13 protein-coding genes are annotated in these 19,249 nt (G+C 73.7%); 5 read left to right on the top strand and 8 right to left on the bottom strand.

The window, feature by feature from the left end; all coding sequences use genetic code 11:
- Positions 1–193: 193 nt before the first annotated feature.
- Positions 194–454 (bottom strand): hypothetical protein, encoded by a 261-nt coding sequence (locus OG514_RS35365; RefSeq protein WP_266901789.1) that lies wholly within the window; start codon positions 452–454, stop codon positions 194–196.
- Positions 455–572: 118 nt separating this feature from the next.
- On the opposite strand from OG514_RS35365, the gene OG514_RS35360 reads away from it, so the two are divergent.
- From OG514_RS35360 to OG514_RS35340, 5 genes are all read left to right on the top strand, one after another.
- Positions 573–1,334 carry an IclR family transcriptional regulator gene (locus tag OG514_RS35360; protein WP_266901787.1) on the top strand — a complete coding sequence of 254 codons (762 nt, stop codon included), beginning with the start codon at positions 573–575 and terminating at the stop codon, positions 1,332–1,334.
- 45 nt (positions 1,335–1,379) lie between these two features.
- Positions 1,380–1,709, top strand: a complete 330-nt coding sequence (locus tag OG514_RS35355; protein WP_266901785.1) for a putative quinol monooxygenase — start codon at positions 1,380–1,382, stop codon at positions 1,707–1,709.
- 115 nt (positions 1,710–1,824) lie between these two features.
- Positions 1,825–2,859 carry a LacI family DNA-binding transcriptional regulator gene (locus OG514_RS35350; RefSeq protein WP_266901783.1) on the top strand — a complete coding sequence of 345 codons (1,035 nt, stop codon included), beginning with the start codon at positions 1,825–1,827 and terminating at the stop codon, positions 2,857–2,859.
- 251 nt (positions 2,860–3,110) lie between these two features.
- A complete protein-coding gene (locus OG514_RS35345) occupies positions 3,111–7,721 on the top strand; it encodes an aminotransferase class I/II-fold pyridoxal phosphate-dependent enzyme (protein WP_266901781.1) in 4,611 nt (1,536 codons plus the stop codon).
- Positions 7,722–8,480, top strand: coding sequence for a class I SAM-dependent methyltransferase (locus tag OG514_RS35340; RefSeq protein ID WP_266901779.1), 759 nt, complete (start codon positions 7,722–7,724; stop codon positions 8,478–8,480). It abuts the gene before it with no gap.
- On the opposite strand, the gene OG514_RS35335 is transcribed toward OG514_RS35340, so the two are convergent.
- Genes OG514_RS35335 through OG514_RS35305 form a run of 7 tightly spaced genes read right to left on the bottom strand, consistent with a single transcriptional unit; the run spans position 8,471 to position 19,248 of the window.
- Complete coding sequence (locus tag OG514_RS35335) at positions 8,471–9,712, bottom strand: beta-galactosidase (protein WP_266901777.1); 1,242 nt, start codon at positions 9,710–9,712, stop codon at positions 8,471–8,473. The two genes, OG514_RS35340 and OG514_RS35335, sit on opposite strands and share 10 nt — an antisense overlap.
- 29 nt (positions 9,713–9,741) lie before the next feature.
- Positions 9,742–10,836: a glycosyltransferase family 4 protein gene (locus OG514_RS35330; RefSeq protein WP_266901775.1), complete on the bottom strand. Its 1,095-nt coding sequence runs from the start codon at positions 10,834–10,836 to the stop codon at positions 9,742–9,744.
- Positions 10,823–12,511 (bottom strand): glycosyltransferase family 39 protein, encoded by a 1,689-nt coding sequence (locus OG514_RS35325; protein WP_266901773.1) that lies wholly within the window; start codon positions 12,509–12,511, stop codon positions 10,823–10,825. The genes OG514_RS35330 and OG514_RS35325 overlap by 14 nt, the downstream gene beginning before the upstream one ends.
- Positions 12,508–13,380 (bottom strand): PIG-L deacetylase family protein, encoded by an 873-nt coding sequence (locus OG514_RS35320; RefSeq protein ID WP_266901771.1) that lies wholly within the window; start codon positions 13,378–13,380, stop codon positions 12,508–12,510. Before OG514_RS35320 ends, OG514_RS35325 begins: the two co-directional genes overlap by 4 nt.
- On the bottom strand, positions 13,362–15,188 hold the full coding sequence (locus tag OG514_RS35315) for a glycosyltransferase family 4 protein (RefSeq protein ID WP_266901769.1): 1,827 nt from the start codon (positions 15,186–15,188) through the stop codon (positions 13,362–13,364). The genes OG514_RS35320 and OG514_RS35315 overlap by 19 nt, the downstream gene beginning before the upstream one ends.
- Complete coding sequence (locus tag OG514_RS35310) at positions 15,185–17,800, bottom strand: hypothetical protein (protein ID WP_266901767.1); 2,616 nt, start codon at positions 17,798–17,800, stop codon at positions 15,185–15,187. The genes OG514_RS35315 and OG514_RS35310 overlap by 4 nt, the downstream gene beginning before the upstream one ends.
- On the bottom strand, positions 17,797–19,248 hold the full coding sequence (locus OG514_RS35305) for a glycosyltransferase family 4 protein (RefSeq protein WP_266901765.1): 1,452 nt from the start codon (positions 19,246–19,248) through the stop codon (positions 17,797–17,799). The genes OG514_RS35310 and OG514_RS35305 overlap by 4 nt, the downstream gene beginning before the upstream one ends.
- Position 19,249: the final 1 nt, after the last annotated feature.

Raw genomic sequence — 19,249 nt, 5'->3', positions numbered from 1 at the left:
CGAGGGAACCACTCGACGGTACGCCGAAAGAGTGTCTTATGCACATAAGGGTGGTTTGACCTGCGAGGATACGGAGAGAGTCGAAGCGTGTGCGGAACGTACGCACATGTCGGACATCGGGGATTGGGCGGTCGGCACCCGCCGCAGCAGCCCGGCGCCGCTGCGAGCCGAGGCGTTGGGGGCGTCGGTCCCGTCAGGCGGTTTCGTCGGCCTGCACGGGTGTCTCGGGGAGGACGAGTCCGGCCCGCGCGGTGCGTCGGCGGTGCCACCACGCCGTGACGCGCTGGTGGACGAGACGTCCCGTGGCGAACAGGGCGAACAGCCCCCACACCACGACGACGACGGTCTGCGCGTGGTCCAGGAGATCCCGGTCACCACCGGGCTCGTCCGCGGCGAGGAGGGCGGCGACCGCCCAGATGCCCCACGCCGTCGCGACGTCCTTCGTGTTCTTCACCCCTGCCCCTCCGCCGATCCCTTCCCAGAGCTTACGGCCCGGCGGCACGCCCGCACCGCCGGGCGGCTGCCCGCCCGTACCCCCACGGGCTCCCCGGCGCACGCCTTAAGCTGGAGCGATGCCTGCCTCGCCCTCCGGCCCCGGGCCCCAGTCCGTCGACCGGGCCCTCGCCGTCCTCGACGCCGTCGCCGACGCCGACCGGCCCGTCGGAGCGAAGGCACTGGCCAGGCGCCTCGGCTGCGCGCTCTCGACCGTCTACCACCTGACCGGGCCCCTGCTCGCGCGCGGCTACCTCGTCCGCACCACCGAGGGATACGCACCCGGGCCCCGAGTCCCGGCCCTGCACCGCTCCCACCAGCGGCACCACGGGCTCGGCGCGGGTACGGGCGAGCTCCTCGGCCGGCTGCGGCGCGCTACGGGCGCGGAGGCGTACCACACCGCCTACCGGGACGGCCTCATCACCGTCGTCGACACCACCGCCCCGGTCACCGACACGGAGCACCCCTTCACGCCGGGCCCCGAACAGCGCGCCCACGCGACCGCCCACGGCAAGGCCCTGCTCGCCGCGCTGCCCCGCCCGCTGCGCCGTCGCTATCTGGCGGAGCACGGAATGGCCCGCTTCACCGAGCGGACGATCACCAGCGCCGAGCGCTTCGAGGCCGAGGTCGACCGGGTGCGCGGTCAGGGCATCGCCGTTTCGGTGGGCGAGGCCGACCTCGCGTACACCTGTCTGGCCGTGGCCCTGCCCGAGCGCGGCGACGGCATCGTGCACGCCCTCTCCGTCTCGCTGCCGACCGCCGACTTCGGGCGGCGGCAGGGCGAGATCCGGGCCGCGCTCACCCGCGCCGTACCGGAGTTTCCGGTCCTGCCGGAATCCTGACCCGACCGACTGGCCGCGCCCGGCGGGGCGCCGCAGGCTTGACGCATGATCTTCATCGCCGTCCGATTCACCGCCCGCCCCGACCACGCCGACCGCTGGCTCGACCTGGTCGCCGACTTCACCCGCGCCACCCGCGAGGAGCCCGGCAACCTCTTCTTCGACTGGTCCCGCAGCGTCGACGACCCGAACGTCTTCGTCCTCCTGGAGGCCTTCGCCGACGCCGAGGCGGGCGCGGCCCACGTCGCCTCCCCACACTTCACGGCCGGTCTCGCGACCATGGCCGGCGCCATCGCCACCACCCCCGAGATCATCAACGTCGAGGTCCCGCAGCAGGGCTGGGGCGCCATGGCGGAGCTCACCCCGACCGACGCCTGAGTCGCTCCCGGCGCCGGCCCGAGCCCTTCCCCGGGACCCCGGGGGCGCGCCGTCCCGCCTGATAGGTTCGCGTGCACACGCAGGCGGGGCGGCGGCCCGAGGGGAGAAGCGGCACATGGCGGTGAGCGGGCGGCAGACCGGCAGGCCCACCCTTGAGGAGGTCGCGGCCCTGGCCGGAGTCGGCCGTGGCACGGTGTCCCGGGTCATCAACGGCTCGCCCCGGGTGAGCGAGCAGGCCAAGGCGGCCGTCGAACAGGCCGTCGCCGAACTCGGCTACGTACCCAACCGGGCCGCCCGCGCCCTGGCCGGCAGCCGGACCGACGCCGTCGCCCTGGTGATCCCCGAGACCGAGGCGCGGCTCTTCGCGGAGCCGTACTTCCTCGACATCATCCGTGGGGTCAGCAGTGAACTCGCCGAGGCCGACAAGCAGTTGCTCCTGACCCTGATCCGCAGCGAGCAGGAACGGCAGCGCTTCGAGCAGTACCTCGCCGCCCAGCGCGTCGACGGCGTCCTCCTCGTCTCCGTACACGCCTCCGACCCCCTGCCCGACCAGGTCCGCGCCCTCGGCCTGCCCGCCGTCCTCAACGGCCGCCGCACCGAGGACGAACGGGTCGCCTTCGTCGACTCCGACAACACCGGTGCCGGCCGGGCCGCCGTCGCCCATCTCGCCGCCCGCGGCCGCCGCGCCATCGCCACCGTCACCGGACCGCTCGACATGTATGTGGCCCGCTGCCGCCTCGACGGCTACCGGGACGGCCTGGAAGAGGCCGGGCTCGCCCCCGACGAGACGCTCGTCGCCAACGGCGACTTCACCGAGGAGGGCGGGCGCCGCGCCATGCGGCAACTCCTGGACCGCAGACCGGACCTGGACGCCGTCTTCGCCGCCTCCGACGTCATGGCCGCGGGCGCCCGGAGTGTCCTGCGCGAGGCCGGCCGCCGGGTTCCCGAGGACGTGGCGCTCGTCGGTGTCGACGACTCGGCCGTCGCCCGGCACATGGACCCGCCGCTGACGAGCGTCCGCCAGCCCATCGAGGAGATGGGCCGCACCATGGCCCGGCTGCTCCTCCAGGAGATCGCCGCGCCCAGCGAGCCCGACGAGCAGCCCCGGCAGATGCTCCCGACGGAACTCGTGGTCCGCGCCTCGTCCTGACGCCGGCCGTCCGCACCCGACGCCGAACCACCCACCGCCCGAACCTCCGCACCGACGCCGCACCTCCGCCGCCCGAGCGTCCGCATCCGCCGCCGAACCTCCGCACCGGCGCCGGCCCGCCGCACCGGTCGCGAAGGCGCCGAGATGCAGGCGTCCCGGGCGCCCCGGAGAATGGACACCGTACGGGGTCCTATCCGCGATCAGGGCGCTCCCGACGGCGTCCGTCCGACCCGGCAAGGGGGCGGTCGACGATGTCGCTGCGCCAGCCGAACCGGCCGCTCGCCGCGACCGGTGCACTGCGCCGATGGACCCTCGTGTACCTCCTGATCGTGGCTCTGCTCACGGTTGCCTACCTGCAGTTCCCCGCCCGGCACACCGTCCTGTGGGCGCTCATCGGCCTCTGCGGCGTCGCCGCCATCCTCGTCGGCGTCCATCTGCACAAGCCCTCCCGGCGCTGGCCCTGGCTGGTGCTCGCCGCCGCCAATCTCGCCTTCGTGGGCGGCGACACCGCGTACAACGCCCTGGAGGGCTTCTTCGGCCAGATCAGACCCTTCCCGTCCGTCGCCGACGCCCTGTACCTGGTCACCTACCCACTGTTCGCCGTCGGCCTCTTCGGCTTCATCCGCTACCGGGCCGTCGGCCGTGACCTCGGCGTCGTCCTCGACGCGCTGATCCTCACCTCGGGCCTCGCGCTGCTCTCCTGGGTCAACCTCATCACCCCGCTGGCCAGGAGCGAGGACATGAGCTGGACCGAGAAGGCCATCTCCATCGCGTATCCCCTCGGCGACGTGCTGATGCTCGCGATGCTCGCCCGGCTCCTGGTCCCCGGCGGCCTCAGATCCCGGTCCGTGCAGCTCCTCACGCTCGGCACCTGCGGCATCCTCGCCTCCGACGTCATCTACGGCACCCTCCAGCTCAGGGGCACCTGGCAGGTCGGCACCCCCTGGGACCTGGGCTGGGTCGTCTTCTTCACCGCCTGGGGCCTCGCGGCCCTCCACCCCTCGATGACCGGACTCACCGAGCGCGCCCCCGAACCGGCGCCGCACGTGGCCGAGCGCCGGCTCGCCCTGCTCGCGGGTGCCTCGCTCGTCGCGCCCGCCCTGCTCCTCTTCCAGTCGCTGCGCCACGACCGGGACCAGGACATCGCGGTGATCGCGATCTTCTCGGCCCTCATGTTCCTGCTCGTCCTCGCCCGGCTCTGGGGCATGATGAACGACCACGACAAGGCCGAGGCCCGCGAACGCAGCCTCCGGATGGCCGCCGCCTCCCTCGTCGCCGCCCTGAGCCCCCGCGAGGTCGCCGGCGCCGTGGAGACGGCGTCCGCCACCCTCTTCGGCCCCGGCACCGGGCACCGGGTTCTCCTCCTCACCCGGGACCGCAGGGGCGGCCTGAGCGGCGTGGCCACCGCCGGCCACCCCTGGAGCTGCCGCACGGACGAGCTGACCCGGCCCCCGGCATCGCCTCCCCGGCCGTCGAACGAGTCGGCCGGGCCGTCGGACGAGCCGACCCGGCACCTCGCCACCACCGAGCCCGATCCGACGCGTCCACGCACCGATCCACCCCGGCCCGCCACCGACACGCCTCCCCGGCCTCCCGGGACCGCCTGGCCCGAGACCGTCTCCGACGGCACCCGGCTCCTCCCCGCGTCCCGGCTCGACCCCGCCGTCGCCGCGGAGCTCGAACCCGAGTCCTTCGCCCTGCTCTGTCCCCTGGAACTCCAGGCCCCGGCGGGCTCCGAACCGCTGCTAGGCGTCCTGCTCCTCGCCGGCCCGGAGAAGAAGCTCGCCGAGATCTCGGGCCCCGCCCAGTCCCTCGCCTCCCAGGCGGCCCTCGCCCTCGAACGCTTCGCACTCAGCGAGGAGGTGAACCGCCGTACCAGCGAGGCCTACTTCCGTACCCTCGTGCACAACACCTCGGACGTCATCCTCATCGTCGACGACGACGACACCGTCCGGTACGCCAGCCCCTCCGCCGAGTCCATGTTCGGCCGCTCCCTGCTCCCCGGCACCCCCCTCACCGACCTCGTCGCCCCCGCCGACACGGCCGCCGCCCTGCGCGTCCTGTCCGACGCGCGCACCCGCGCCGCCGTCGACGCCCGGGACGACTGGAAACTGCTCCACGGCGGCTCCGCCGACCTGGAGGTCGAGGTCCGCTGCAGCAACCTCCGCGACGAGCACACCGTGCACGGCCTCGTCCTCACCCTCCGCGACGTGACCGAGCAGCGGAAACTGGAACGCGAGCTGACCCACCGGGCCTTCCACGACTCCCTCACCGGGCTCCCCAATCGCGTCCTCCTCCTCGAACGGGTCGAACGCGCCCTGCTCAGGGGCCGCCGCGAATCCACCCTGACCTGCATGCTCTTCGTCGACCTCGACGACTTCAAGGTCGTCAACGACACCATGGGGCACTCCGTCGGCGACGAACTCCTCGTCGCCGTCGCCCGCCGCCTCACCTCCGTCCTGCGGCTCACCGACACCGCGGCCCGGCTCGGCGGCGACGAGTTCGCCGTCCTCATCGAGGGCGCGCGGGAACCCCGCGACGCCGAGACCCTCGCGGCGGAGATCGTGCACACCCTGAGCCAGCCCTTCCACCTCACCGACGGAGCCGTCTCCGTGTCGACCAGCGTCGGCGTCGCGACCGTCCTCGACAGCGCCCACGCAGAGGAACTCCTCGGCCACGCCGACCTCGCCCTCTACGCGGCCAAGGCCGCCGGCAAGAAGCGCTGGCGGCTCTTCCACCCCGAGTTCCACTCCCGACTCGTCGCCCGGCACGAACTCCAGGCAGGCATGGACACGGCCATCGCCGATCACGCGTTCGCCCTGCGCTACCAGCCGATCGTCGAGGTACGCGACGGTGCGCCGGCCGGCCTCGAAGCGCTCATCCGCTGGCCGCACGCCCGGCGAGGCATGGTCCCGCCGGACCAGTTCATCGCCCTGGCCGAGGAGAGCGGCCACATCATGCCGCTCGGCGCCTGGGTCCTCGAACACGCCGCGCTCGACATCGCCCGCTGGCAGCGCGCCCGCCCCCGGCAGGCCCCGCTGTACGCCAGCGTCAACGTCTCCGCCCGCCAGTTCCGCGACCCCGGCTTCCTCGAAGGCGTCCGCCGCACCCTCCGCTCCTCCGGACTCGCGCCCGGCTCGCTCGTCCTGGAGCTCACCGAGTCCGTCCTGATGCGCAGGGACGCCCAGATCAGGACCACCATGGCCGCCCTCAAGGACCTGGGCGTCTCCATCGCCATCGACGATTTCGGCACCGGCTTCTCCTCGCTCAGCTACCTGCGCGAGTTCCCCATCGACGTCCTCAAGGTCGACAAGTCGTTCATCGACAACATCACCACCGACCCGCAGCAGGTGGCACTCGTGGAGGGCATCGTGCGCATCGCCGACGTCCTCGGCCTCCAGGTCGTCGCCGAGGGCATCGAGCACGAGGAGCAGCGCGCGCTCCTCGCCGACATGGGCTGCCGCTACGGGCAGGGCTTTCTCTTCGCCCGCCCCATGACCGCCCACCAGGCCGAGTCGTATCTGCACCGCGCCCCGCCGTCCGCCGCCCGGCCGCCCGCCCGGCCCGCCGTCCGCCCGGCCGCCAGGGCGGGGCACCCCCCGCGCCCGTCCCGCTGGCGCGACCTCGAACACCTCCAGCGGACCAGCCGCATGTGCGACGCCGTCATCGACGAGATCGACGGCCGCCGCATCCGGGTCGGCGACGACTGGCTCATCGACTTCGCCTCCTGCAACTACCTCGGTCTCGACCTCGACCCGACGGTCATCGCGGCGATCGAACCCGAGGTCAGACGCTGGGGCACCCACCCCAGCTGGTCACGGCTCATCGGCAGCCCCCGGCTCTACCCCCGGATCGAGGAGCGGCTCACCGAACTCCTCGGCGCCCCCGACACGCTGCTGCTGCCGACCATCACCCTCATCCACCAGTCGGTGATCCCGCTCCTCGCCGGCACCGGACAGGTCTTCGTAGAGGCACAGGCCCACCGCACCGTGTACGACGGCTGCGTCGCCGCCCGCGGCCAGGGCGCCGAGGTCCACCGCTTCCACGCCGAGCGGCCCGACGAGCTGTCGGCGCTGCTGCGGGGCGCGCCCGCCGACGCGAGCCGCCTCATCTGCATGGACGGCGTCAACAGCATGACCGGCAACTTCCCCGACCTCCCCACCCTGGCCCGGATCTCCCGCGAGAACGGCGCCCTGCTGTACGTCGACGACGCCCACGGCTTCGGTGTCATCGGGGAGCACCACCCCGGCGAGACCAGCCCCTACGGCTCGCGCGGCAACAGCATCGTCCGCCACCTCGGCGAGACCTACGACGACCTGGTCCTGGTCGGCGGCTTCTCCAAGGCGTACTCCTCGCTGCTCGCCTTCCTCGCCGTCCCGAAGTGGCTCAAGGACCACCTCAAGGTGGCGGCGGCCCCGTATCTGTACTCCGGTCCCTCGCCGACGGCCTCGCTCGCCACCGCCCTCGCCGGACTCGACGTCAACGACGAGCGCGGGGACGAGATCCGGTCCGGGCTCTACCGCAAGACGGCCCGTGTCCTCTCCCATGTGCGCGCCCTGGGCATCGCCACCCCCAACACCGACGGACTGCCGATCATCGAGATCCCGCTCGGCAAGTCCGACGACCTCGACGCGGTCGCCGCCTTCCTCTGGGAACACGGCATCTACGTGACGCTCGCCTCCTACCCGCTCGTCCCGCGCGACCGGGTCGGCTTCCGCGTCCAGGTCACCGCCGCCAACACCGACGAGGAGATCGAGGAGCTCTGCGCGGTGCTCACCGCGCTCGCCGAGCGCTTCCCCCTGCAGCCCGCCGGCGCCGTCCGCCCCTCCGCCGTCACGGCCGGCCGGACACCGGAGCCGTGAGTGCGCCGCAACCGGGACGCCGACTGGGACGCCTGGCCCGTCGCCGACTACCTCGCCGAGAACTACCGCCGGCTCCACCCCTGCGACATCGGCGTCATCCACCACCACGCCGCCGTCTACCGGCGCTACGCCCCCGGCAGCCTGGCCCGCACCCTCGAGCTCGGCGCGGGCCCCAACCTCTACCCCCTGATGCTCGCGGGCGCGGCGAGCCGCCGGATCGACGCCCTCGAACCGAGCGCCGCCGGCATCCGCTATCTGCGCCGCCAGCTCGCCGAGGGCGTCGACGCCAGCTGGCAGCCCTTCTACGCCCTGTGCCGCTCCCTCGACCCCGCCCTCCCGGAGAGCGGTGCGGAGGCGCTGCGCCCGGTGCGGGTCGTGCCCGGCACCGTCGACGACCTGGTCCCCGGCACGTACGACCTCGCCTCGATGAACTTCGTCGCCGAGAGCGTCACGGAGGACTTCGCCGAGTTCACCGCGCTCTGCGACGCCTTCGTCCACGCGGTCCGCCCCGGCGGGCGTCTCCTCGCCGCGTTCATGGAACGCATGCCCAGCTACCGGATCGGCGCGGGACCGCTCTGGCCCGCCTGCCCGGTCGACGAGGCCGCCCTGCGGGCCGTCTTCACACCCCGTACCACCGGCCTGCGGATCGCCCGGGTCGCCAAGGACCTCACGCTTCCCGAGTACGGGGACACCGGCATCCTTCTCCTCACCGCCGAGCGGTCCGCCACCGAGACCGGCGCACCTGCGCCTCAGGGGTGACGCCGGATCGTCTGCGCGTACTCCTCCAGGGACGAGCCCGGTGTCCCGTCGTACAGCTGCCGGTCGAAGGCCCACATCATGCCCTCGAGACCGCAGGACGCCATCTGCCGGGACGCCGTCTCCGTCACTCCGGGCCGGTACGGGGACACCTGCGGCCCGGCGCTCTCCCCGGTCAGCCGGGTGAAGCCCGCGCTCTTGGCCACCGCCACCACCCAGCGCGCCGAGGACCAGTCGCGCACCAGCGCGTCGTCCGGGGCGGCGACGTCCGTCCGCGCGTCGGCGGGCGCGCAGCCGTTGTCGTCGGGGTCGCCGGTCCCGTCCACCAGGGCGGTGGTGACGATCCGTACCGTGTCCCGGTGCTCGACCAGCGGGAGCGTCAGGAAGAACCCGGCGCCGCGCGCGACGAGCCGGATCGACGGGGTGCCGACGAGCCGGGCGTCGACGGCCGCCCGCAGGTCGGAGGGGTAGAAACCGGCCCCCGGGACGAGGATCTTGAGTGCCCCCTCGTACCCGAGCGAGGTGTAGAGGTCGAGCTGCCAGTTCACCGCCCCGGCCAGGGCCCCGGCGTACCAGTCGTACCACCGGGCCACCTGCTCCCGGGTGAACGGCTTCCCGTGGTACGTGGCCTCCCCGGGCCGCCACCCCGGGTACGGGCTGCTCTCCTGGGCGTGGCTGTCGTACGCCCAGAACTCGGCGGGACCGCCGCTCTCCGACAGCGGGGTCGGATAGGCGAACTCACCGCTCTCGTTGACGCCGACCCGGACCGCCCAGAAGTTCTCCAGGCCGATCAGCCGGTCCACCGCGTGCGCGTACTCGGCGACGTGCTCCCGTACGGGTTCGCTGAACACGATGTTCGGGACGCCGGTGGACCGTTCGCCGAACTGGTTCAGGAAGACCGACTCCGGGAAGGCGTCCGGCAGCCACTGCGGCGGATGGTTGAGACCGAGCCCCGCCTCCACCCGCAGCCCCGCCTCCCGGAAGGCGTCGAGCCGGTACCGCACTTCGCGCGCGTACCCCTCGTCGTACACGCCCTGCTCCGGCTCCAGCCTGCTCCAGTCGATCTGGAGATGGGCGACCCGGATGCCGTGCTCGTACTCGGTGCGCGCCCGGTCCGGATCCGTCTGCAGTGTGCCGTACCAGTACGGCTCCGGGTCCGCCGGTTCGTGCCGCAGCACGGCGAACGCCCCCACGAGCAACACGAGAACCGCGAGCGCCGCGAGCGCGGCTGACACACCCCGGGATCCGGTCCACCACCGCGTCGTCACGACAGCAGCTCCCGGTACAGGGCCCCGTACCGGGCCGCGAACCGCTCGGGACCGAAGTGGTCCTCCACGAGGGCCCGGCCCCGGTCGGCGAGCACGTCCCAGGAGCGCGGCTGGTCGAGCAGCCAGGCCAACTGCTGCCCGGTGCGTCGCGCGTCGCCCGCCGGGGCCCGCAGCACCGCGTGCCCGAAGTCGGCGAACTGGGGGAGGTCGCTGAGGATCGCCGGCCGCCCCGAGGCGAGCGCCTGCAGGACGGTCAGCGGGATGTCGGCCTTGCCGCCGAGCACGGCCGGCGGGAACAGCAGCACATGGACGGTGGAGAGCAGCGCGTGCATGTCCTCGACATACCCGCGCACCTCGAAGTCGGTCAGCCCCGCCGCGCCGGCCCGCTCCCGCAGCGCCTCGTCGAGCATCGCGTTGTCCTGCCCCGGCCGCCCGCGCATCGCGAGCACGAGGCGGAACCTCGACCCCGTCCGTACGGCCTCCGCCGCCGCGTCGATCGCCGTCTCCGCACCGCCGTGCAGATCGTGGTGCCCCGCGAACAGCACCACCGGGAATCCCTCCGGGCGCGGCTGGTACGGCCACTCGTCCAGGCCGATCATGGGCGGGATCACCCGTACGTCCCCGAAGTTCGAGGCCCGCAGCCGCCGTGCCATGGACTCCGACAGGGCGACCGTCGTCCCCAGCGGCCGGATGTGCTTCAGGTAGCGGGCGTTCATCACTCCGGGCACGGTGTGGACGACCGGCCGCCCCCCGAGCAGCAGCGGGCGCAGCCACGAGAAGGCCGGGAAGGTACGGCCGACGGTGAGGAAGGCGTGCACCAGGTCGACCCGGCGGGCCAGGACCGCGCCGAAGAGGGCGGACTGCACCCGCTCGGGAACGTGCGGCACACCGTCGCGGGAGAGGATGCGCACGGGCCGGCCGCGCCCCGGCGGGGGCTGCCGGCGGCCCGGCCACTGGGAGAACCAGACGAAGTCCACGTCGGGCAGGGACCCGAGGACATCGGAGGCGAGCCGCACGTCACACCCTTCCGCCCCGTCCAGCGGGCTGCTGGTCAGGAGGAGAACGCGGGGGCGCCGCTCACCGTGGCGCATCGCGCGCTCCCGTCACGGGGGCGCTGTCGCCCCGCTCTGCCGGAGGCGGTTGCGGCGCCGACCGCAGCGGGCCCGGCACCGCCGATCCCGGCACCGCGAATGCGGTCACGCTCGGTCCGGGCAGGGACGACGGCAGTCGGTACAGGGCGAGCGTGCCGTACGTGGGTCCGTCGAACGCGAACACCGGCCGCAGCCCCTCCGTGAGCCGCTGCACCTCCGCGAGCGAGGAACGCCCGTACCCCTGCTCGATGACCCGCCACGGCACGATCACGTACCGGGCGTCGTGGGCCGCCTGCTCCTCGGGGGTCGTCCAGTTCCCGAGCCGGTAGGAGTCGTTCAGCGCCCAGTTGGTGACACCCCGCGTCCGCTGCCCGTCCACCGTGACGATCCCAGTGCCCACCGGTACCTGGGTGAGCAGATACGTGCGGAGGCGGTCGAAGCCGTCGTCGGGTGTCCACCGGTCGCGCGCGTACACCGCGGCGGGGGTGGCGAGGAGCGCGACGAGGGCGCCGCAGGCCACGAGGCGCAGTCCGCGCCGGTGCCGGGACGGCATCGGCACGGTGACCGCGAGCGCCACCAGGTTCGGCACGAACAGCAGGTACAGCGCCTGCTCCTCCAGGGTGCCCACGCCGAGCGCGTACCCCAGGGTGACGATCGCCGAGGCGTGGAAAAGAGCGAGCAGCCGATACACGGGCTCCTTGCGGCGAAGCAGCAGGAAGAGCGCCACCGGGGTGAGCGCGAGCAGCACGTACGTGCCCGCGTACGCCGGCATTTCGTCGAGGAGCCGGCCGGCGAGCGAGGGCGTGCCCTCCGCGTTGAAGCCGGTCTCCTGCACGATCCCGAGGAGCCGGCGGACGCCGGACGTCTTCGCCTCCCAGAACTCGTCGAAGTGCCCGAATCCGGCAATCAGCGCCACGTAGACGGCGTACGAGAGGGCGGTCACCGCGACGGTCCGGGCGACGAGCCTCCGGGGTGGACCCCAGCCGAGGAGCAGGGCGGCCAGCAGCGGCAGCACGGTGAGCAGGATCGCGTGATCCTTCGTCAGGATCGCCAGCCCGAAGAACATCCCGGCGAGCACCGCCCGGGCCCGGGGCCGCGGCGGCGGATCGGACCGGGTGAGTCCCACCAGGACCAGATAGCCCGCGAGGATCCACACCATCGTCCCGGTCTCCAGGAGCACCCGGTTGTTCTGCCGGATGCAGAACTGGTCCAGGGCGAACACCACCCCGGCGACCGCGCCCGCGCCGCGCGACCGCACGCGGGCGACGAGAAAGACGATCAGGGCCGCGGTGACCCCGGCGAGGAGCGCGTTGAGCACCCGCGAGGAGTGCACGCCCGCGATGATGTCGGAGTGCTCCCCGACGACCTTCGTCCAGCCGGCCTCCAGGTAGAAGTAGCCGGGCGGGTGGAGGAAGAACAGCCCCTCGTCGGTACGGGGGAAGCCGCCCGCGGCGGCGCTGTCCCCGAGCCGCCGGTAGATCGGCTCGTCGATGAACAGGTCGCCCGCCCGGCTGATCTGCATCAGGCGCAGGGCCATGGTGAGCAGCGCCGCCCCGGCCGCGTACACCACGGTCGGTACGGGGCCGCGCCGCCGCCGGGGAGGCGGGGAAGAGGAAGGGACCGGCGTCGCCGGTTCGGTGCCGGCGGACGCGGGAGCGGTGTGCGGAACGGTCACGACACACCTCCGGCGGTCCGGACCTCGATGCCGGGGCCGCGTGCGGGGGCCGGCTTCGTCGCGGTCCACCCCGTCTCCGGCAGCAGGTACACCTCGGGCACGCGCGGGACGCGGCCCTCGGGGAACAGGGCGTCGGCCTGGGTCCCGTACCCCCCGATCAGCTCGGCCTTCCGGTCGAGGCCCCGCTCCCAGGCACGGGCCACCAGCCGGTGCCGCGCGATGAAGCGGGCGTCGGGGGTGGCGTGCTGGTTGTACGGGAAGTCGCTGTAGTACACGACCCGGCGGCCGCTCCGCTCGGCGGCGGTGCGGACCACGACGTGGTCGGCGTGCCCGCCCACGCCCAGCGGGGCCAGGACCAGACCGCCGGAGCGACCGGGCAGCAGCTCGTCGACGGTGGCACCGACCAGGCGCAGGGTCTCGGCGTCGTGCCGGGAGACCCGGCCCCGGGACAGGTGCAGCCGGTACGTGGGATACACATGGGCCACCTCGGGCAGCAGTCGGGCCAGCCGACGTGTGCCGGGCCGGGGCCGGGGCAGCCGCCGGAACAGTCCGTCGACCAGACCGACGTGGCGGCAGCGGACGTCGAGCCGGTCCAGGACCCGCCGGTCCTCGGCGCGCCGCTCGGCGAACAGCTCCTCCGCGTCGTCGGCGCCGATCTGCTTCAGGTACTGCCGGCCGGAGAGGGTGTACGGCGGTGGCGCGGCCTCCGTGAACAGCGAGGCGACCGTCACCGGCGCCCGACGCCCCGCCCAGCCCAGCAGCCCGCCGCAGGACAGGACGGCGTCGTCCAGATGCGGCGAGAGCACCAGGATCGGGACGCCCGATCCGACGACGGTCCGGATGAAGCTGGTCAGCGGGTCGTCAGCCATGACGCACCCCTCTTCCTCGGCCGCCGTGCGGAGGCGGGTGCGTCCAGGAGCCGGTGGGCCAGGGCCAGATAGCGGCCCGTCATCTCGTCCCACGTGTAGTGCTGGGCGGCGATCCCGGAGCGTCGGCCCAGCCGGCGGCGGAGCGCCGCGTCCGTGGCCAGCTCGTTCATCCGCCGGCCGAAGGCCGCCACGTCGAACGGCGGCACGGCCACATCGCCGCCGTCGCGCATCCAGCGCAGCGCGGGCAGGTCGAAGTGGAGGACGGGCTTGCCGTACGCCATGCCTTCGAGGGCCACCAGACCGAAGGTTTCGTGGCGGGACGGCACCACCAGGAAGGCGCTGTCGCGCAGGAGCTGGCGCTTGCGGTCGCCCTCGGCGTATCCGACCCAGTGGATCCGGGGCTTCGGGCCGCGGCCGTGGGCGGCCACGAGGGCGGCGAGCCGGCGTTCCTCGGCCGGGGTTCCGCTGCCCGCGATGAGCAGCTCCAGCGGCGGCGCGGCGCTGTCGTACGCGTCGAGGAGCAGGTCGAGGCCCTTGACCCAGGTGTCGATGCGTCCCAGGAACAGGATGAACTGCCCGCCGCCCAGCCGGTTCTCGTCGAGGACCCGCTGTTCGACCCCGTTGGCGATGACCTGGACGTCGGCCCGGGGGCTGCGTCGCCGGATCTCCGATCCGTCGGCCGTGTTCATCACCACGATGTGCCGGTAGCAGCGCAGCCCGAGCCGCTCGACCAGGAAGAAGGGGATGTGGTAGCGCCGCCACAGGGCCTCGGCGCTGCGGCCCTGGTCGATGCCGATGACGGGGGCGCCCGTCGTCAGGGGCAGGAAGCTCGTCGAGAACGGGGGAGTGAAGCTCTCCAGCCACAGGTCGTGGCGGATGCGGTGGGCGACGAACGGCAGCAGCATCAGGAACAGCAGCTGGCCGGCGCGCGGGCCCGCCCGGCAGACCGGCAGCCGGACGTAGCGGATGCCGTTGCGCTCCACGCTGCCGCCGTTGCGGCCGGCCGTCACGACGGTCACCCGGAAGTCCTCGGCGAGCCGGCGGGCCACCTTGCCGACGACCAGGGCGCCACCGCCCCGGTAGGCGGGGTTCTCCGCGTCGTCGTAGATGGACACCACCACGTGCCGTCGCTGCACGGTCGTGTGCCGGATCCGCTCCCGGTCCCGAACGGCGTCCAGGATCCGGTCGAGCGCCTCACCCGCGACCAGGGGCTGCGACCGTTCGCCGTCGATCCGCGCGAGCCGCGGAAGCCGCTGGGACCAGTTCCGATAGCGGGCCCACCAGATGGTCGGGGGACCCGCGATCTCCTCCCAGCCGCGGTCCCACAATGCGTCGGGCCCGGTCTCCAGGAGCAGGGTGAGTCCGTAGCGGTCGGCGATCCGGCGGAACAGGGACACCGTCGCCGAGCCGGTCGGCAGGTCGAACTTCACCAGGCCGTCGAGCGGCCCCCGGTCCGTGAGGACCACGGAGTCCCCGCCCCGCGCGCGCCTGCGGGCCCGCACTCCGGCGACCGCGATCCGGACGGCCAGTTCGCCCGCGTCCAGGAACGCGTGGGCACGGTGCAGCCGGGATCCCCGGCGCTCGGGATCCGTGGCGCGCCGTGCCCACCCGTCCCCGCCCGGTTCCGTCTCCCCGGCGTTGGGGGGAGCCGGGAAGGCGCGGCACAGGAAGCAGCCGTAGGGGTGCAGGGCGACGACGGTGAGCCCGCGCTCGGCGAGCAGTGCCGCCAGCTGGCCGACCAGCGAGGACTTGCCGGCCCCGTCCGGTCCGGACACGGCGACCAGGAGGGGGGCGTGTGAGGTCGTCATGGCGCTCGCCTCCGCAGTTTCTTGGCCATCACGAGCGGCACCCGCAGGGACGCCTCGCGGGTCGCGGCACGCAGCCGGCCCTGGCCGAGGAGGTGGCCCGAGTGCTCGGCCCCCACCCGGAGCGAGGTCGTCACCGGAAGCGGCAGCGGCAGCGGGACGTGCTCGCCCCGGTCGAGCCGTGCCATCGCCTCGACGGCGGTGGTGAGCGCCTCCCGGCCGCCGGCGGACCAGCCCTCGCGGGCGGCCTCGTGGCGGGCCTCCGCCACGACGTCGGGGTGGAGGAGCGAGCGCAGGGCGAGGAGTTCGGAGAGGTCCAGGGTCAGGTTCTGGAAGAGGGCGTGCGCCAGCCAGATCCGCAGCCGGTCGGAGGGGCACGGTGTCAGCCAGGCGTACCCGTCGGTGTCGCCGTTCGCGGCGTCGCTGTCCTCGGCGTCACGCGGGTGCCCGTCCGGGGAGCCGTTCAGGTGCCCGTTCGCGTGCCCGTTCACGGCCCCGGGCCGCGCGACGTGTTCCGCCCGGGCGAAGAGCCGGTCGGTCGGCACCACCGGAACGCCGAACCACGAGACCGAGCCGTGCAGATGGGCCGCCGGGCCCTTCGGGGGTTCCAGGAGCACCTTCGTCGAGCGCTCCAGCCAGTACGTCGTGCGGTGCGCGTACCAGCCGTCGAGCGCGGCCTGCGCGGCCCGCAACCCTCCCGGGGGCACCACCAGGTCGAAGTTGCCGTACACGTAGTCCCCCGCCAGATCGGCCTTGATCAGGACGGTCGGGATGCCCGCCGCCCGCAGCCGGTCCGTGGACTCGACGAGGTTCCGTCGGAACAGCCCGGTCGCGCTCTCCACCTCGGTGAGCGTGGCCGCGAGCTGACGGGGGTACGCGCGGGCCAGCCGGCCCTCGACCTGGTTGCGCCGGGCCGCGGCCAGCGCACCGAGGAGCTCCTCGTCCGCGGCGGGCTGGACCCGACCCCGCCACACGGCGTCGACGAGAAGGTTTTCGGCGTGCTCGTCGTGGACCGCGGCCCGGGTCCCTCGAGCCTCGGCGGGCGGCGGCAACTGCCGCTCGGGTACGGGCTCCGCCTTCGGAGACGCACCGGTCCCGCCGTTCAGGGGCGCTTTCTCGGGCCCTGCCACGGGCCCGTCACCGGGTTCGCCCTCGGGCCCGTCCCCAGGCCCGTCCTCCGGCCCTTCGGCGGGTCCGGTCTCGGGAACGGGCGTCTGCCGCCGCCGTCCGAAGAACCGCCACAGGGCGACCGTGGTGACCACCAGCGCGGCAGCGAACCACACGTAGGTGAACGGGCGGAGCAGCGCGAGGCCCGCGGCCAGCGCGAGCAGGGGCAGCACCACCCGGCCGAACGGTCGCTCAGCGACCCCGAACCCGTGTCGGCGGGAGTGCCGCACGGCCAGCAGGGCCAGCGCGGCGACCGTCCCGCACAGCCCGCCGATCGCCATGCCGAGCACGCCGCCGGTCGCCCAGCCGGACGCCAGGGCGGTCACGTACAGGCCGAGCCCCACGAGCAGCGTGCGCAGGCACGCGTAGTCGTTGACGGCCTGGGCGAAGGTCACGAGCAGGGCGAGCGCGCCGAGCGCGAGGCCCGCCGTCGCCGTACAGGCCATCAGCGTGGAGACCATCGCGTAGCCCGACGGGAAGACCTCGGTGATGATGGCGTTCGGCACCGTCGCGGCCACCACCGTCAGGGGCAGTGCCACGGTCAGATACATCCGCAGCGCGCTCGCGGTCAGCGGGTCGCCCGCCCGGCGCCGTGAGAGCGCGGGCAGGAAGGCGATCGAGACGGCCCCGGCCAGGAACAGCGGGACCCGGCCCAGCATGACCGCCGCCTGGTAACTGGCCGCCGCCGCACGGTCGGTCGGCAGCATCGCGACGAGGACGATGTCCACGGAGGCGAGCAGTGCCACCACGCCCTGGAGCGAGGCGACGCCGGACGCCCGCCGCCACAGGTCCCGGTCGGCGCTGATCGCGTGCCACGGCCGGCGCGGCTCGTTGCGGAACCGGCGCGGCCAGAAGAACACGTACGGCAGTACGGCGACGCCGAAGGCGGCGAGGGCGCCCGTCTCGCCGAGCCCCAGCGCAGAGACGAAGAAGAGTCCCACGCCGAACTTGAGCAGGGCCTCGGCGGCGGTGAGGACCGCGAGGGTGCGCAGCCGCTCGGTGCCCTGGAGCCAGCCCACGCTGACCCGGGTGACGTAGATGGCGAGGGTCGAGCCCGCGATGGCGAGCGTCGTCAGGGTGCCCGCGAACTCCATCGCCACACAGCCCACCGCGATCGCGGCGACGGTGCCGCCCACGACGGCCGTGATCATGGCGAAGCGGACCGCCTCACCGCGTTCGGCGTTCGAGCCGGACCGGGCGAGGGCCTGGGCGAGCATCCAGGGCACCGTGACCACGGCGACCGCGGCGGTGCACACGACCAGCCCCTGGCCGGCGGCGAAGGTGGCGTACCCGGAGACGTCGAGGAGCCGGGTGAGGATCAGGGTGTACGCGTAGTTCACCGCGCCGACCACGACCACCGCGGTCGCGATCCAGCGCGCGCCGTGGACGGCGGTGACCTCGTCCTGGTGGACGGGCGACCGCTCGGCGACGCGCGCGACGGAGGTCATGACGGCCGCCCGGGGCCCGGACGGTCGGCGGACCCCTCACCGGGCTCCGCCGCGCCGAGCAGGACGTCGTGGCCGTTCGCCAGGACGATGTCGGCCTCGGCGACGTCGAGGCGGCGCAGCGCGCTCAACGCCCGCACCTCGTCGCAGCCGTGGAGCAGCAGCCGGAAGGCGTCGCCGTTCCGCTGCCAGGCGTCGGTCTGCCGCAGGGCGCGGCGGACCGCACGCTCGGTGGACTCGGGGTCGGGGGACGTGAAGCGCGTGATGACGGACAGATCGCTGGCCGAGCGGCGCGAGCGCCGGTGCCGGCGGATGCGTTGGAGGTCCTCCACGACGACCTGGGCGAGCCGTTCGGCGCTGGCGTCCCAGGAGAAGGCGGCGGCCCAGGCACGGCAGTCGGCGGCGGTGCGGGCCCGCGCCTCGGGGGTGGACAGCGCGTCGAAGGCCGAGGCGATGCCGGCCGCCAGATCCGCGTCCGGATCGAGGAGCCACCCGTTGACGCCCGGGCGGATCGCGTCCCGCAGCCCCGGCACGTCGAAGGCGAGGGCGGGCGTGCCGACGGTGTTCGCCTCGATGACGGCGAGGCCCCAGCCCTCGGCGACCGACGGAACGACCGTCAGCCATGCCCGGTGGAACAGCTCCTGCTTGCGCTCGTCGGAGACGTGTCCGTGGAACTCGACGGCGGAGCCGATGCCGAGACCGGCGGCGAGCTTGCGCAGCGACTCGCCCTCGGGGCCGTCCCCGCACAGGTCGACGCGGAGCTCCGGCAGGCGGCGCAGCAGCGCCGGCATGGCCCGGAGGATCAGATCGACCCGCTTCTGCGGCACGAGCCGGCTGACGACGGTGAGCAGCGGGGTCGCCGAGCGCTGCCCGGCGGGACCCGTGAGTTCGGGGCGGGGGCGCCCGTTGGGCACGATGTGGATCGGATTGCCGAAGCCGAGTTCCCGCCGGGTGCCCTCGCGGGTGGAGGGCGAGACGACCACCACGGGCCGGCCCCGGTAGACGCGCCGGCTGACCTGCTTCTCCAGGACCCGGCCGACGGTGTTCATCGGCCACCGGAACCGGGTGTCGAACTGGTGCTGGTGGACGTGGTGGATGACGCAGAGGTCCGCGGTCCACCGGGGCGTGAACAGGGGTGAGAAGAACGGGATCCCGTTCTGGAAGTCGACGACGGCGTCGTACGCGTGCCGGTTCCGCAGCAGGTGCGCCGCGGCGGCGGCGTACACGCCGAACGTGCCGCCGGCACGCACGATGCGGATCCCGTCGCGGTACTCCCGGGCACGCGAGCCGGGGTACCGCGACGAGACGAGGGTGACGTGGGCTCCGGCCGCCGCGAACCGCCGGGCGATCTCCCAGCAGTACGCCTCGGCCCCACCCGCGTCGGGGTGTGTGGGGTCGCGCCAGTTGAGGAAGGCGAGGTCGGTACGAGCGAGCCGGTCGAGTGCGGTCATG

Source organism: Streptomyces sp. NBC_00572, from assembly GCF_026341815.1.
Lineage (GTDB): Bacteria > Actinomycetota > Actinomycetes > Streptomycetales > Streptomycetaceae > Streptomyces.
The sequence above is the reverse complement of the archived record's forward strand: the minus strand, read 5'-3'. Positions and strand labels throughout refer to the sequence as shown.